The following is a 13,008-nucleotide window of genomic DNA, read 5'->3' as shown; positions in this document are numbered from 1 at the left end:
ACTTTACTTAATGGGTTTTAAGGGAGCGTAAATGAGAAGTTGCTCAAGAAATCATCATGAATGTTAAGGGGTAATACCCACTCAATTCTCGCTGAACCTAGCACCTTGAGGTAGTTTGGGTATAGAAAAGCCCACATCAGTGATGTGGGCTCGATTCGAAAGAAGGGGTATTACGTACCCTGAGTTCAGGTTACTTATTGATGGCAAATACAGGCAGTGAAAGGTGCCATTTAATGGCTGCTAAGCGAATGGTCAGGGTGGTAAAGATACCTAACAGCAGAGCCGGGGAGTGATCTAAGCCAAGAGCAATAGCGCTGGTATGAACAATACCCCCAATCAGGCAGGCTGTGGCGTACACTTCGCTTCGAAGCACCATGGGGATTTCTCGTGCCAGAACATCTCGGATAATCCCGCCACCGCAGCCTGTGAGCACACCCATAATTACAGCGACCAGTGCACTGTCCTGATAGCTTAAGGCTTTCTCTACGCCAATTCCGACAAATACCGCAAGACCTATCGCATCGCAGACTGGCAGCACGAACCAAGGCAGACGCTTTGGTCGCCGGATGATCACCATGGTGGCGACACAGGTGAACAAAATAACCCAGAGATAAGCGGTGTCTGAAATCCAGAATACGGGTGTGGCTCCCAAGAGCATATCTCGAATTGAGCCGCCGCCAATTGCCGTCACACTGCCCAGTACTACAACGCCAAATGGGTCCATCTTCAGGCGACCTGCCAGAAGAACACCAGAAATGGCAAAGACTGCCGTACCAAACATGTCAATCAGGTAGAGTAATGTTGCATCCATGACGGTTCTTACTTTATGTTTTTTCTGGCTTGTTCAAAGAAATCACACACCTGTTCTACAGCGTAGACCGTGCGTGGTGTCGGGCGATTAATCCAGTCGGAATTCAAAGACCAGACTTGCTTATACTGAACCGCAGGCACTTGCGATGCCCAGCCATTCCAGAGCGATTCGTTCTGAACAGCATGTCGCGATGTAAAGATAACATCGGGCTGACGGATAACAACCTGTTCTTCACCTACCTGAGGATAAGGTGATGCGCTATCAACAAAGATGTTTTCGCCGCCACAGTAAGAAAACACTTCACTTGGCCAACTGTGCTGGGCAACGGTGATAATGGGTTTGGTGCTCAACTGGTAAAAGTACTTAACAGGTTGGTCGGTTGCGTAACGTTGCTTTAAATTCGCCAGAGCCTGCTCAAAGTCTTTAGCGGCTTTCTTACCAATGGTTGGGTCATCGGCGTATTGGCTTAACTGGATTAGGTTGTTTGTGATGTCTTGAAAAGTGCCTGTCTTGGATTCGTAAATCTTAAAGCCGAGTTTTTTCAGTTTATCCAGTTCTTTTGCCGGATTACCACTTGGCCAGGTAATGATGAGATCAGGTTGCAAAGCAACAATCCGCTCCAGCTTGATGCCCTGATAGTTTGCGACTCGCTCCAGCTTTTTGGCAGCTTCCGGGTAGTCGCTGTGGTCGGTAGCAGCAATCAGTTTATCGCCAAGCCCCGCGGCAAAAGCGATTTCGGTTGCGTGCGGAGCCAGAGATATGATTCGTTTTACGCTGGAATCAGCCAGTAAGCTTGAGCTGAACAACACGGTCGCCAGCAAAGCAATACGATAGTTCAATTTAGACACCTTGGTAAATAGCCGCCATGACCAGACTCTGGAGTAAAACCCAGACACAAATACGCCATGCCAGCAGATGTTGAATTTGAGAAAGATGATAAGAAGAAGGGGCAATACGACCACCAAGTTTTGGTCTGGCGGTTTTCTTATCGCCATAAATGGCAGGACCACCCAAAGACAGTTCCAACTTGTTGCCGACTGCTGCCATTAACCAGCCAGGACCGGGAGTTGGCCAGGTTCTGCCCTGAGAAATCATGCCAGATAACGCTGCCGACATATTCTTCCCCGCTGAAACCAACAGGCTGAAGAGGCGCAGAGGGATAAATTCAATGATTGCCAGCATTCTAATAGCAGGCACCCCAAATGGAAGAAACTCGCTGCGGCTAGGTGACCAGGCTCTTGCCAGTTCCATAATCAGGCGATACATAAATGCCCCGATACCACCACCGATGGCATACCAGAACAACACGCAAACCACATTGCGCCCGTACCCCATAATCAGAGTTTCCGCGCCAGCTTTACCCAGCCCAAGCGGGGATAAAGTCTTCGTTACCCGGTTCACATGTGGAGCCAGCTCCTGGCGGGCGCGTTTTTTATCTTCCCTGTTTAACGCTTCCATCAATTGCTTGGCGAGCGATTCGTTACTTCGCCAGTCGATTGCCAACAATAGCAAAGCCAGATCAAACAGTTGGGGTTGCCAGACCAATGGTCTAAGTGTGATGAAGAAAACCAATGCCGGGAAACACATCAACGCCCAGGCTAGGCTGCCAGAAAGCATGCTCTGGTTGTGTTGCTGGTTGTTGTTGACTTTGCTGGCAAGGAGCTCTGCGAATTTATGCCACAGAGTCGCCGGATGAACGGCTTTGGGAATAGGGAGGATAAAGTGGAACAGCAAAGCGCCCCACAAAACCAATAGGGCGCCGTTGGAATACAGCTTGGTGAAAAGCGCTTCCATAGATACGCTTACTTCAGCAAGTCAGCCATTTTCAGAACCATTTCTGAAGAGCTTTTCGCCGCGAGCGGCAGGAACTCTTCAAAGCTCATTGGCGATTCTTTGTCTGCCACATCAGAGATAGCGCGAACCACAACAAATGGGACTTTGAACTGGTGACAAGTCTGAGCAATAGCTGCCGCTTCCATTTCCACAGCGATAACGCTTGGGAAGTGTTTGCGAATGAAAGACTGACGTTCTGCGCTGCACACAAACGCATCACCCGTGCAGATCAAACCGCGAACCGCGTGTTTTTCTTCCATTTGTGAAAGTGCTTGTTCCGCAACCGCCATCAGTTTTTCGTCGGCAGCAAATCCCGCTGGCTGACCGGCCATCTGACCAATTTCATAACCAAATGCGGTGACATCGGCATCGTGGTGGCGAACTTCAGTTGAAATAACAACATCACCAAGGTTCAGAGAAGAGTCAAAACCGCCCGCTGAACCTGTATTGATCACAACGTCTGGTTTGTAACTTTCCAGCAGCAAAGTTGTTCCGACAGATGCGGCAACTTTACCAATACCAGATTGAAGCAAAACAGCCTCTACGCCGTTAATCTGACCCGTGTAGAAAGTGCAACCTGCGCGGTTTTCTTCTACGCAATTTGTCATCGCTTCTTTCAGGATAGCCACTTCCTGCTGCATGGCACCGATAATACCGATTTTCATTTGTTGTCTCTAAGTTGATGATTCAATTACAGCGGATTGTAGCAGGAATATTGTGCTCTCTCTAACCTGAAGGTGCGAAATATTTTCTGTGTAAAACCAATCGCGCCCAGCCTGTTATTAAACATGCTGGGCGCGACGTTTTATAGGAACGTTATCTGACTATTAGCTTGTCGAAGTCGATAGAGTCTGAGGAGACTCCTCGCCATCAGAGTTCATGATGTCTGCTACAAACTGAGCTTTAGAGCCTAGGATGATTTGCAAGCCGTTGGAGCCTACTTTAATTACCCCCATAGCACCCAGAGCTTTGATTTCCTCGTCCTTCACTAGTGACTGATCTTTAATTTGCAGTCTCAGACGAGTGATACATGCGCCGATGTTTGTGATGTTTTCTTTACCACCAATCAGTACGGTGATTTCTTTCGCCAGTTCTTCATTGCTTAGAGTGATTGCCGCGCTATCACGATCTTCACGACCCACTGTCTTAAAGTCAAACTTGCGGATAGCGAAGCGGAATACCACGTAGTAAATCACGGACATTGCACTACCCCAAAGGATAACGTTGATCCAGTTTGTCTTGAATCCATCCATGGCTGGCAATACGCCGAACGAAACGAAGTCGATGATACCTGCAGAGAAAGTCTTACCAATGTGAACGTCTAGCGCATAAGTTACCGCATAAGACACACCCGCCATGATGGCAGAGAACACATAAAGCAGTGGTGCAACAAAGATAAACGCAAACTCAACTGGCTCAGTGATACCTGTAACGAAAGAAGTCAGTGCAGCAGAACCTAGAATACCTGCGGCAATCTTCTTATTTTTGTCTTTGGCTTCGTGGTACATCGCCAGACAAGCTGCTGGGAATGCAAACATGTAAATAGCAAAGTTACCTGAAAGGAATTTGCCTGCTTCCTGGTATTCCGCTGTAGAGAAGCTGGTCACGCCGTCTTCTAGCATTTTGAACCAGATGGTGTGGTCACCGTTTACAACAGTACCTGCTGCAGTGGTGTATTCACCGAAAGAGAACCAGTATGGGCTGTAGAAGATGTGGTGTAAGCCAACAGGGATAAGAGCACGTTCCATAAAGCCGTAGATGAAGGTAGACACATACATGTTACCGCTGTTAGCCATATGGGAAAGGGCGTCGATGCCAGACTGAATGTAAGACCAGATGTGAGGAAGTACCAGACCGATCAGGAATGCCGTAAATGCAGTGATAATTGGCACAAAGCGTTTGCCAGCAAAGAAGCCTAAAAAGTCAGGCAATTTGGTCTGATAGAAGCGTTGGTACATCACTGCCGCTAAAATACCCGCGATCAAGCCACCAAACACACCAGTTTGTAGGGATGGGATACCCATAACCATGGCATAGCGTCCACCGCCCATCGCCATTTCTGGGGTAATGTTTAAAGCAACCCCCATGGTGGCGTTCATTACAACAAGTGCCACGATGGCTGCCAGTGCTGCGATACCTGATTCTTTAGTTAAACCAACCGCTGCACCTACAGCAAATAGCAGTGGCAAGTTATCAAATATAACGCCACCTGCACGCATCATTAATGGAATATCCAGTTTTGCACCAAAGGCAAGCAAAAGACCGGCCGCAGGTAATATGGATATGGGGAGCATTAACGCTTTCCCTATTAAAGAAAGCCGCGATAGGGCACTTTTCATATTCTCGAACATTGTTAAATCCTTCTATATTTCACGTTTCGATTTCTTTCTTATGTTTTGGAAGAATATCAACTTAGTCCATGCCCAAGGTTACAAATGCTTTCACTTTGTAAAAGACAAATTACAATTGGTGATTTTTGAAATTAAGTATGAGGTTTAATAGTGAAAAAGGCACCCGAAGGTGCCTTGAAGTAATGACCATACACTAAGGTGACTAGGGGTGATGTAATAAGCCACTACTTGTTATTTATATTCAGATTATGGTGCCAGTCTGCAGTAACTTGAACCATCACAGTGGCGATGAGATTTTACCTGACCGTATGTCGCAGGATCCCAAACATAAACCACTTCTCTTAAATTCGATGTCAGTGGACCAATATATCCAGTGTCGTATTGAGTTACGTAGTGTTTCTTAAATTTATTTAATTTAATGGTTTCATTGGTGCCAGGTTCTAATGGAATATCATAAACTTCTTCGGTAATCGCTCCATCAGGTAAACGTGATTTTAATGCCGCAATTTCTAAATTCACATTTTGTGGGTTGGCGTCTGTATAGGGTTGGTCCTGCCCGAACTTAATTTTACACTTGGCTTGGTTTCCTAATTTGTATGCTGCCGTGATCACCGCTTCTTTTGTCATGAAGTGGTCAATGTGAATCCCGTTGGCAATTGGCACAAGTAAGGTACAGTTTTCGCGCTGTAAGATGGAAGTGAAGTTGTGTACCATCATGTTGAAAGTATCAATTTCAATCTGTCTGAAGTTGCGGAAAGTACCAGCAGGACCGCCTCCGGCAGTGACGTCCCCTACATATTTCCTCAGTGGTGCATCGTAGTAGCCGTAACTTCTGAATCTGAATTTATCCCACCCCGTAAACAGGTCAGTTAACGCATCATAGTCTTCTGCGTAGCGTGCCTTGGTGATAGTCAGTACTCTTTTATCGGTCAGTACATCTAAGTGGTTGGTAGAGTAGTTGGACGCGCCAAACATCACATCAACAATTCGCTCATCACTTTCGTTAGTGAGATTCAGGCTGGATATATAACCTGAAAAGACCAATAACGCGTCGTCGTGGTGTGGGCTAATAATGCGATATTCTTCGGCTTGAATATTGGTTGAAAGAAGTAACGCTGAAAGGCTAATTAACGTCGAGGTTAACTTCATTGTTGTAACTCCATATATCATCAAATCGGTTCGTTATTGATAGATACTAAAGAGTTACTTATGTTTAAAGGTTCAAGTTTGTAATTACTTTGTAAGTGTTTTTTAGAAATGGATACGTTTATTCTGGATTGTAAAAAATAAGATAAAAACACTTTGTATTTCCCATTAAATATTATGGCTTAACGCGCTTAAGTTGTTAATGAGTGTTTTCGTTTTAATGGAAGGGTCATTAAAAAATTTATAAAGTTCTTTCGACACTGCATTTTGAATAATAGGATTGACTGCCATAGAGTCAATAAAGCTCGGCATCGCATTCCCCGTATTAATAGCCTGATTAAATTCGAAGTGCGATTTTTTTTGACACCGAGATAATGTTTCCACAGAAATGTTTTTCTGTGCTGGAATTGCACCTTTTTTTTGGCTGAATGTCAAAAGAAATTCCGGCTGAGATAATGATGTTGTGACATAACTGAGTGTTTCTAAGTCATCTTGATGCGCTTTGAAAAAGGCGAGACTGTCGATGTTGTAGATAAATCCTTTTTCAGTAGAAGGGAAGGCAATGCAGTCTATATGGTCAGGTATCGTTGCATTTGCATACAACATTTCTCCTAACGCCCAGTCTCCGGTTATTTGGAAGGCGACACGTCCTTCAATTAAAGACTGAGTTCCCTGATCCCAGCGTTTATCGCTCATGTCTTCTCTGGTTATGTTGGCGATTGCTCGGAACCTCTGTAAGGCATCTTCCGTTTCCTGGCTTTTTAGGGCTTGTGGCTCTAATTGCACAAAAGCTTTTCGGTAGTAATCTGCGCCACCGATACCAAATGCAATGTTTTCAAAAAGCTGAACGATTTGCCATTGCTCCCTACCCAATGCCAAAGGGGTGATGCCTTTGGCTTTTAGCTCGGTGAGCGAAGTGAGAAGGGAGTGCCAGTCATGAGGAATGGCGACACCGTGTTGGGCTAATACTTCGGTGTTTACCCACATCCAGTTCAACCGGTGAATGTTGAGTGGAATGGCGACATAATTCCCTTCATATCGATGGATTTTCTGCACTTCAGGGTACAAAACCTGATCCCAATTTTGGGCGTCCGCTACGGCGTTTACATTGTGTAAAAAGCCTAACGCCGCCCAGGACTGTATTGCAGGACCTTCCATCTGGGCGATATTGGGTGGGTTGCCTGCAATGGCTCTGGCCTGCAATATGGTCTTGGCGGGTGCGCCACCCCCGCCAGTTATGGAGTCTCCAACCAAGCGAACGGGGGAATGATGAAAGCGATCTTCAATAACGGATAACGCCGCATTTTCACCATTAGCTGTCCACCAATGCAGTAACTCGAAAGAAGGTTTTGAAAAAGCTGGCGCTGCGGTGAGCAGCAAAATAAGGCTATATCCGATTTTCATACAATTTTTGCCAGTACAATATCCACTTCCAGCCCACCATCTGGAGAATTTGACAGAGTGACATCGCCGCCGTGACTGCGAGCAATGCTTCGGGAGATATACAGCCCTAATCCAGACCCATCCACATCATCATGAATACGGTAGTAAGGCTTAAAGACTTCTTCCAACTGATCATTGGCAATGCCAGGACCTGCATCGTGTAGGGTGATTTGAATAGAATCCTGATTGACGTACATGTTGATATCCACGGTCTGACCATACTTAACGCCATTGTCGACCAGGTTGAACAGACAGCGCTTAATCGCCAGTGGTTTTCCATATAAACGTATTGGTGGCATTTGATGCAGTCGAACCACCTCTTGATTTTGGTTGTGGACAGCAGCGCACTGTTCAACGAAGTCATTGAGATCAAACCATTCCAGCTCTTCATGAATGTCATTGTCGCGCATACATTGAAGTGCGCCATTGAGCATCAGCTCTACTTCATTAAGCAGTTTTTCGAATCTGGCTTTGGTTGGAGGATCTTCCAACATTTCTGTTCGAAGCTTTAAGCAAGCCAGGGGGGTCTTGATGTCGTGTGAGATTGCATTGAAGAACATGTCCCGGTCGCGAAGGTAGGCTTTTATACGCCGGTTCATTTTGTTGAACGCGTGTATCGCAGCTCGCGTTTCACTGGAACCTTCTTCTTTAATTTCCTCAGTTTCCATATTAGCTCCCATTAACGTTGCTGAACGGGCAAGGGAGCGAAAGGGTCGAATTTCCCGGCTGAGAACCACGTATGAAACCCCTACGAGTAGCACCGTCACAATCAGGAGGAAGGTGATTTGCCGACCATCGATAACGCTGTTTTTAAGGTCATTAAAAGACAGAGGTAAAACCGTAGCAAGGTAGAGCCATTTGTCCTCGGGTAGCTGGACTTGAATTACCATAATCGGCAAGTCGAGTTTGCCTAATACCAAGCTGTAGTCTTTCCAGAGAGCAGGGAGCTCATCAAGATGTAACCCAGTATTGAACAATAAGATTTCTTCACGGCTGGTTAGCGTAACCTTTAAAGATTGTGAGTGCTTTATCTGACTTTCTAGCTGCTCTATCGCCTGAGCTTCCATGGCAGGGACGAGCGCGTGTTCCACCAGAGAAGGCATAGTGAGAGCGCTATTGTTCATTGATACAAAAAATCGGGTTCCCCCGATATTACGGAGCTGCTCAAGAATCAAATGGCGATAGTTAACAGGCAGGTCAGCAAAATAGTTGATGGTTTCTGCTGCCGCTGAAGTAATGGTAGAAACCGCGATACTGGCTGATTCTCTTTTTGATGCTGATGTTGCTTTGAACCAGACGATCCCTGCGAAGACCTCAGCCAGTAGAATGACCGCAAACATGGATACGGTAATTCTAGGCACCATTGAGTGCAGCATACCTTTATGCATCATTTGGAATCTATTACCAGCATGTACCCGCGGTTACGGACAGTTAAAATAATATTGCGGCTTTCGTCTCTTAACTGTTTTCTCAAACGGCTGATTTGAACATCAATGCCCCTCTCCATGGGTTCTGCATCGCGTCCCCAAAGGGCTTGCGCTATTTCGTCACGGCTTAGCAGGCGATTGGGTTGCTCAAGCATAAGAGAAAGTAAGCAATAATCCGCCCCAGATAAGGAAACCAGCTGACCATCGTCGTGTCTTAGCTGCCTTTTCAACGTATCGAAGGTCCAGTCTAAAAACTTCAGTTTCCTTTCCGTCTGATCGGCATTAAAGGTAACCCTGCGTAGAAGCGCTTTGATTCTTGCCAGCAGTTCACGTGGGTTGAACGATTTAGTGATGTAATCGTCTGCGCCAATTTCCAGCCCGGCGATTCTGTCTGCATCGTCAGTGACCGCCGTGAGCATAATGATAGGAACGTGGGAGTCTTGTCTTATCTTCTGGCAAAGCGTAAGACCATCATCGCCAGGCAACATAATGTCCAAAATGATTAAATCAGGGGTATGAGATTTGAGTAATTCCCACATCTGCTCCCCATCCATAGCGGTTAAGACAGAAAAGTTGGAACGTTCAAGGTATTCGCTTAATGCGTCGAGTATCTCTTGGCTGTCATCGACGATTAAGACCACTTTCTTTTCCATTATTACCCCACTATGAAACCTAATGACTAAATACTTTCTTCAATTTCCCCATTTTTTGCAAGGTGGGTGGAGTGAACTATGTTTGAATTCTGGAAAATAACTGAAAAAGAATGCCCCAGCGAATGGCTGGGGCAAGGATTCAAGGGGTATGACACTCATTGGTCATGGAATGACGGAGCAGTTTTTCACGTTATTAGTGAAATGCAATCTGAGATTTATCATCCGTTGCTTCATGTTGAATTGTTGAGTTTGGCAAGGTGAGCTCGGAGTACTCAAAAAGGTGAGAAAGGTGATCCGCCAATTTGCCACCTGTAAAGGTGAGGTTTTGATGGATTCCGTTTGGTTGAACACGAACTTGAGTATTGGATAAGCCAGACTCTTCTGGTGTGATAATTTCCGCAGTTTGAGTGCCTCTCAGTACCTCAATAAGCGTCAGTAAGACCTGATCATTTGCTTTGCCACTCATCGAAAAGTCTAGTGTAATCGAAGGGGTATCCGTGAGCTTGAATAGCGCACTCTCGACCTGTTGTTTGAGAGAAGAGAGATCGACGGCGTTCAGGTTTCGGAAATGAATGACACCATCAGAGCCCTTGCGGTAAAACACGAGATATGGTTCAAGTGCTTGATCAGGAGTAGCGCCTTCGTTGTATTGCTTATTCATGGATTGCCATTGCTCATCAAGTTGCCCGCGATGGGAGTACTGGTCTGCAACGGTTTGCCATTCGTTTTCAAATGATTCGTGGTTTTGAGTTTTTCCTATCGAGTATTCGGATGAAAATCGAATGGCAGGGTTTGAAGCATTGTTTTCTTGAACAATCACTTTCACACGATCGCTGTTGGTACGGTCGCCACTGTCGCGAGCGAGAAGTTGAAATACGTAAGTACCTGCAATATTTGGGTTCATAGCGGTTGCGGTGAGCGTATCCGCATTGAGAATGCTGAGTTGTTGGGGACCTGAGACCTGAGTCCAGGCTAGCGATTCAATCTTGTAGATACTGAGCTCAGACTTTGCGCTGCCACGCAATATTATGCTGTTTGCTGGGAGAACAATTTGCTGGTCTGCACCCGCATTCACCGTGGGCTTCTCCTGTTTTTTCAACTGTTCCGAATCCAATCCACAGCCCGTTAAAATCAACAAGATGGCAGACGCAGACACTTTTAACGCATTCAACATAAACGATTCCTTTTGTAATGACTAACTGAGGAAATGCGCATCAAAACAAGTCGTTAAGCACCAGGATAAGGGGGAGACTTGAGCGCAATTCTCGGGCTGATTTATCGGTAATCAGTTTGTGCTCAATAGATTGAATATTCGTTAGCAGTTGTTGGACGATTTGTGTCCATGACGGTCACAAATCGTTTTATCGGGTATAGCGGAAATAAAAAGGAAAGGGGTCAGTGAGAGTGAATAAGCCCTTTCTCAAGCAAGATTTTACGCAGCTCGTCCACGCGCTCGCGGTTTACGCCAAAGTCGGAATGCCCGGTTCGAGACTCGGAGCGAACAATTAAATAACCATCGCTGACTTTGATTTCCAAATCATCGACAAAACCAAAGAAGTCGCTGGTGTACTCAAGGCGTATGTAGTCGCCATCTTTTGTGGCAGTGACTGAGCCCGGCATGGTTAACGCCAGTGCTTCTATCTGCTCCAAGGTGACATCCTCAGAAGCGAGCTTAAACGGCTTAATCGCAAAATCTTCGCGCTCATCAATGGTGGACACACAGTTTGGACTGTCACCACAAGGATGCGCAGTTCGGTCTGGAATCGAGGTGGGTTCTTGGCTGCAAGCAGTAAGGAAAACCAGAGAGCCGAATAGGACGCCGAGAGTTTTCATGGAAGCATTCTCCTTGTAATAAAAAAGCAAAGAGCTTGGTGCTCTTTGCTTTTAGGTTAATGAAGTGGTGTGGAAATGGCGAGTTAAACTTCTAAGAAATCCAGAATGCCTTCTGCCGCTTTTCGACCTTCATCTATGGCAGTAACCACTAAGTCAGACCCTCTTACGGCGTCGCCACCAGCAAAGATCTTTTTGTTCGAGGTCTGGAACTGGAATTCTTGATCCGCAGGCGCCTTGATTCGACCCCACTGATCCAAGTCCACGCCAAACGGTTCGAGCCAACTCATTTTGTGTGGCTGGAAACCAAACGCCATGATCACTGCATCAGCATCCAATATGTGTTCGCTGCCAGCCACAGGTTCTGGACGGCGGCGACCGGCTTCGTCTGGTTCACCCAACGCTGTTTTAACGACTTTTACGCCGACGACTCTGCCTTCTTTGTTTACTTCAACACCCAGCGGCTGAAGGTTGAACATGAAGTTAACGCCTTCTTCTTTGGCGTTCTTCACTTCGCGGCGAGAGCCGGGCATGTTTTCTTCGTCTCGACGATAGGCACAGATAACGTTACTGGCACCCTGGCGAACGGAAGTACGAACACAGTCCATAGCGGTGTCACCACCACCCAAAACCACCACGCGCTTGCCTGCCATATCGACAAACGGGTCATCGGTTTCAAGCTCCATGACTTTGTAGGTATTGGAGATAAGGAATGGCAGGGCGTCGTATACGCCCGGTGCGTCTTCGTTTTCTAGCCCGGCGCGCATGTTTTTGTAGGTTCCGACCCCCAGGAAAACGGCATCATAATCATCCACCAGTTCCTGAAGTTGTACATCTTTGCCCACTTCAACGTTCATGCGAAATTCCACACCCATCTCGCTGAAGACTCGGCGACGATTTTCCATCACGCCTTTTTCCAGTTTGAAGGAAGGGATACCAAACGTCAGCAAACCACCGATTTCTGGGTAGCGGTCGAAGACCACGGGTTTTACGCCGTTACGCACCAGAATATCGGCGGCGGCGAGACCAGCAGGCCCAGCGCCGATGATGGCGACTTTTTTGTCTGTCCATTCCACCCCAGACATGTCTGGTTTCCAGCCCATTTCAAAGGCTTTGTCGGTGATGTACTTCTCCACATTACCAATGGTGACAGCACCAAATTCGTCATTAAGGGTACAAGAACCCTCACACAGACGATCTTGCGGGCACACCCGCCCACATACCTCTGGCAGGCTGTTGGTTTGGTGAGACAGCTCCACTGCTTCTAAAATTCGCCCTTCATTGGCGAGTTTTAGCCATTGTGGAATGTAGTTGTGAACCGGGCATTTCCACTCACAATAGGGGTTACCACAGTCCAGACAGCGATCCGACTGTGCGGTCGCTTGCTGTTTGGTAAAAGGTTCGTAGATCTCTACAAACTCAATTTTGCGTACTTTAAGCGGCTTTTTAGCTGGGTCTACGCGTTTTACATCAATAAATTGGTATACGTTCTGGCTCATGAATCTCTCCCCTGC

Annotated in this window: 12 protein-coding genes; all 12 read right to left on the bottom strand. The window is 46.5% G+C overall.

What is annotated here, in order from left to right; all coding sequences use genetic code 11:
- Positions 1-190 precede the first annotated feature (190 nt).
- Entirely contained in the window at positions 191-811 is a 621-nt protein-coding gene (locus QMG91_RS15170; protein ID WP_004397802.1) for a trimeric intracellular cation channel family protein, read from the bottom strand.
- An 8-nt stretch (positions 812-819) separates the two neighbouring features.
- On the bottom strand, positions 820-1,650 hold the full coding sequence (btuF, locus tag QMG91_RS15165) for a vitamin B12 ABC transporter substrate-binding protein BtuF (RefSeq protein WP_281827487.1): 831 nt from the start codon (positions 1,648-1,650) through the stop codon (positions 820-822).
- A 1-nt stretch (position 1,651) separates the two neighbouring features.
- Entirely contained in the window at positions 1,652-2,605 is a 954-nt protein-coding gene (locus QMG91_RS15160; RefSeq protein ID WP_281827486.1) for a cobalamin biosynthesis family protein, read from the bottom strand.
- Between the two features lie 8 nt (positions 2,606-2,613).
- On the bottom strand, positions 2,614-3,309 hold the full coding sequence (gene mtnN, locus QMG91_RS15155; RefSeq protein ID WP_004397805.1) for a 5'-methylthioadenosine/S-adenosylhomocysteine nucleosidase: 696 nt from the start codon (positions 3,307-3,309) through the stop codon (positions 2,614-2,616).
- A gap of 162 nt (positions 3,310-3,471) precedes the next feature.
- Entirely contained in the window at positions 3,472-4,995 is a 1,524-nt protein-coding gene (locus QMG91_RS15150; protein WP_022549643.1) for a PTS transporter subunit EIIC, read from the bottom strand.
- 246 nt (positions 4,996-5,241) lie between these two features.
- Complete coding sequence (locus tag QMG91_RS15145) at positions 5,242-6,144, bottom strand: PIG-L family deacetylase (RefSeq protein WP_004397809.1); 903 nt, start codon at positions 6,142-6,144, stop codon at positions 5,242-5,244.
- Positions 6,145-6,309: 165 nt separating this feature from the next.
- Positions 6,310-7,545 carry an ABC transporter substrate-binding protein gene (locus QMG91_RS15140; protein WP_281827483.1) on the bottom strand — a complete coding sequence of 412 codons (1,236 nt, stop codon included), beginning with the start codon at positions 7,543-7,545 and terminating at the stop codon, positions 6,310-6,312.
- Complete coding sequence (locus tag QMG91_RS15135) at positions 7,542-8,975, bottom strand: ATP-binding protein (RefSeq protein ID WP_022549646.1); 1,434 nt, start codon at positions 8,973-8,975, stop codon at positions 7,542-7,544. The genes QMG91_RS15140 and QMG91_RS15135 overlap by 4 nt, the downstream gene beginning before the upstream one ends.
- On the bottom strand, positions 8,972-9,664 hold the full coding sequence (locus QMG91_RS15130) for a response regulator transcription factor (protein WP_004397813.1): 693 nt from the start codon (positions 9,662-9,664) through the stop codon (positions 8,972-8,974). Before QMG91_RS15130 ends, QMG91_RS15135 begins: the two co-directional genes overlap by 4 nt.
- Positions 9,665-9,857: 193 nt before the next feature.
- Positions 9,858-10,838, bottom strand: a complete 981-nt coding sequence (locus tag QMG91_RS15125; RefSeq protein ID WP_281827480.1) for a PKD domain-containing protein — start codon at positions 10,836-10,838, stop codon at positions 9,858-9,860.
- 221 nt (positions 10,839-11,059) lie between these two features.
- A complete protein-coding gene (locus QMG91_RS15120; protein WP_022613450.1) occupies positions 11,060-11,497 on the bottom strand; it encodes a DUF1499 domain-containing protein in 438 nt (145 codons plus the stop codon).
- Positions 11,498-11,580: 83 nt separating this feature from the next.
- Positions 11,581-12,993, bottom strand: a complete 1,413-nt coding sequence (locus QMG91_RS15115; RefSeq protein WP_281827475.1) for an FAD-dependent oxidoreductase — start codon at positions 12,991-12,993, stop codon at positions 11,581-11,583.
- Positions 12,994-13,008 lie beyond the last annotated feature (15 nt).

It is taken from the genome of Vibrio nigripulchritudo (genome assembly GCF_027924785.1).
GTDB classification, from domain to species: domain Bacteria; phylum Pseudomonadota; class Gammaproteobacteria; order Enterobacterales; family Vibrionaceae; genus Vibrio; species Vibrio nigripulchritudo.
This window is presented reverse-complemented; position numbering and strand designations above follow the sequence as displayed.

What these genes read in the sequence shown, in the direction of transcription:
- QMG91_RS15170 (WP_004397802.1), bottom strand. Translation starts at nt 811, where the DNA reads ATGGATGCAACATTACTCTACCTGATTGACATGTTTGGTACGGCAGTC.
- QMG91_RS15160 (WP_281827486.1), bottom strand. Translation starts at nt 2,605, where the DNA reads ATGGAAGCGCTTTTCACCAAGCTGTATTCCAACGGCGCCCTATTGGTT.
- mtnN (WP_004397805.1), bottom strand. Translation starts at nt 3,309, where the DNA reads ATGAAAATCGGTATTATCGGTGCCATGCAGCAGGAAGTGGCTATCCTG.
- QMG91_RS15150 (WP_022549643.1), bottom strand. Translation starts at nt 4,995, where the DNA reads ATGTTCGAGAATATGAAAAGTGCCCTATCGCGGCTTTCTTTAATAGGG.
- QMG91_RS15145 (WP_004397809.1), bottom strand. Translation starts at nt 6,144, where the DNA reads ATGAAGTTAACCTCGACGTTAATTAGCCTTTCAGCGTTACTTCTTTCA.
- QMG91_RS15140 (WP_281827483.1), bottom strand. Translation starts at nt 7,545, where the DNA reads ATGAAAATCGGATATAGCCTTATTTTGCTGCTCACCGCAGCGCCAGCT.
- QMG91_RS15135 (WP_022549646.1), bottom strand. Translation starts at nt 8,975, where the DNA reads ATGATGCATAAAGGTATGCTGCACTCAATGGTGCCTAGAATTACCGTA.
- QMG91_RS15130 (WP_004397813.1), bottom strand. Translation starts at nt 9,664, where the DNA reads ATGGAAAAGAAAGTGGTCTTAATCGTCGATGACAGCCAAGAGATACTC.
- QMG91_RS15125 (WP_281827480.1), bottom strand. Translation starts at nt 10,838, where the DNA reads ATGTTGAATGCGTTAAAAGTGTCTGCGTCTGCCATCTTGTTGATTTTA.
- QMG91_RS15120 (WP_022613450.1), bottom strand. Translation starts at nt 11,497, where the DNA reads ATGAAAACTCTCGGCGTCCTATTCGGCTCTCTGGTTTTCCTTACTGCT.
- QMG91_RS15115 (WP_281827475.1), bottom strand. Translation starts at nt 12,993, where the DNA reads ATGAGCCAGAACGTATACCAATTTATTGATGTAAAACGCGTAGACCCA.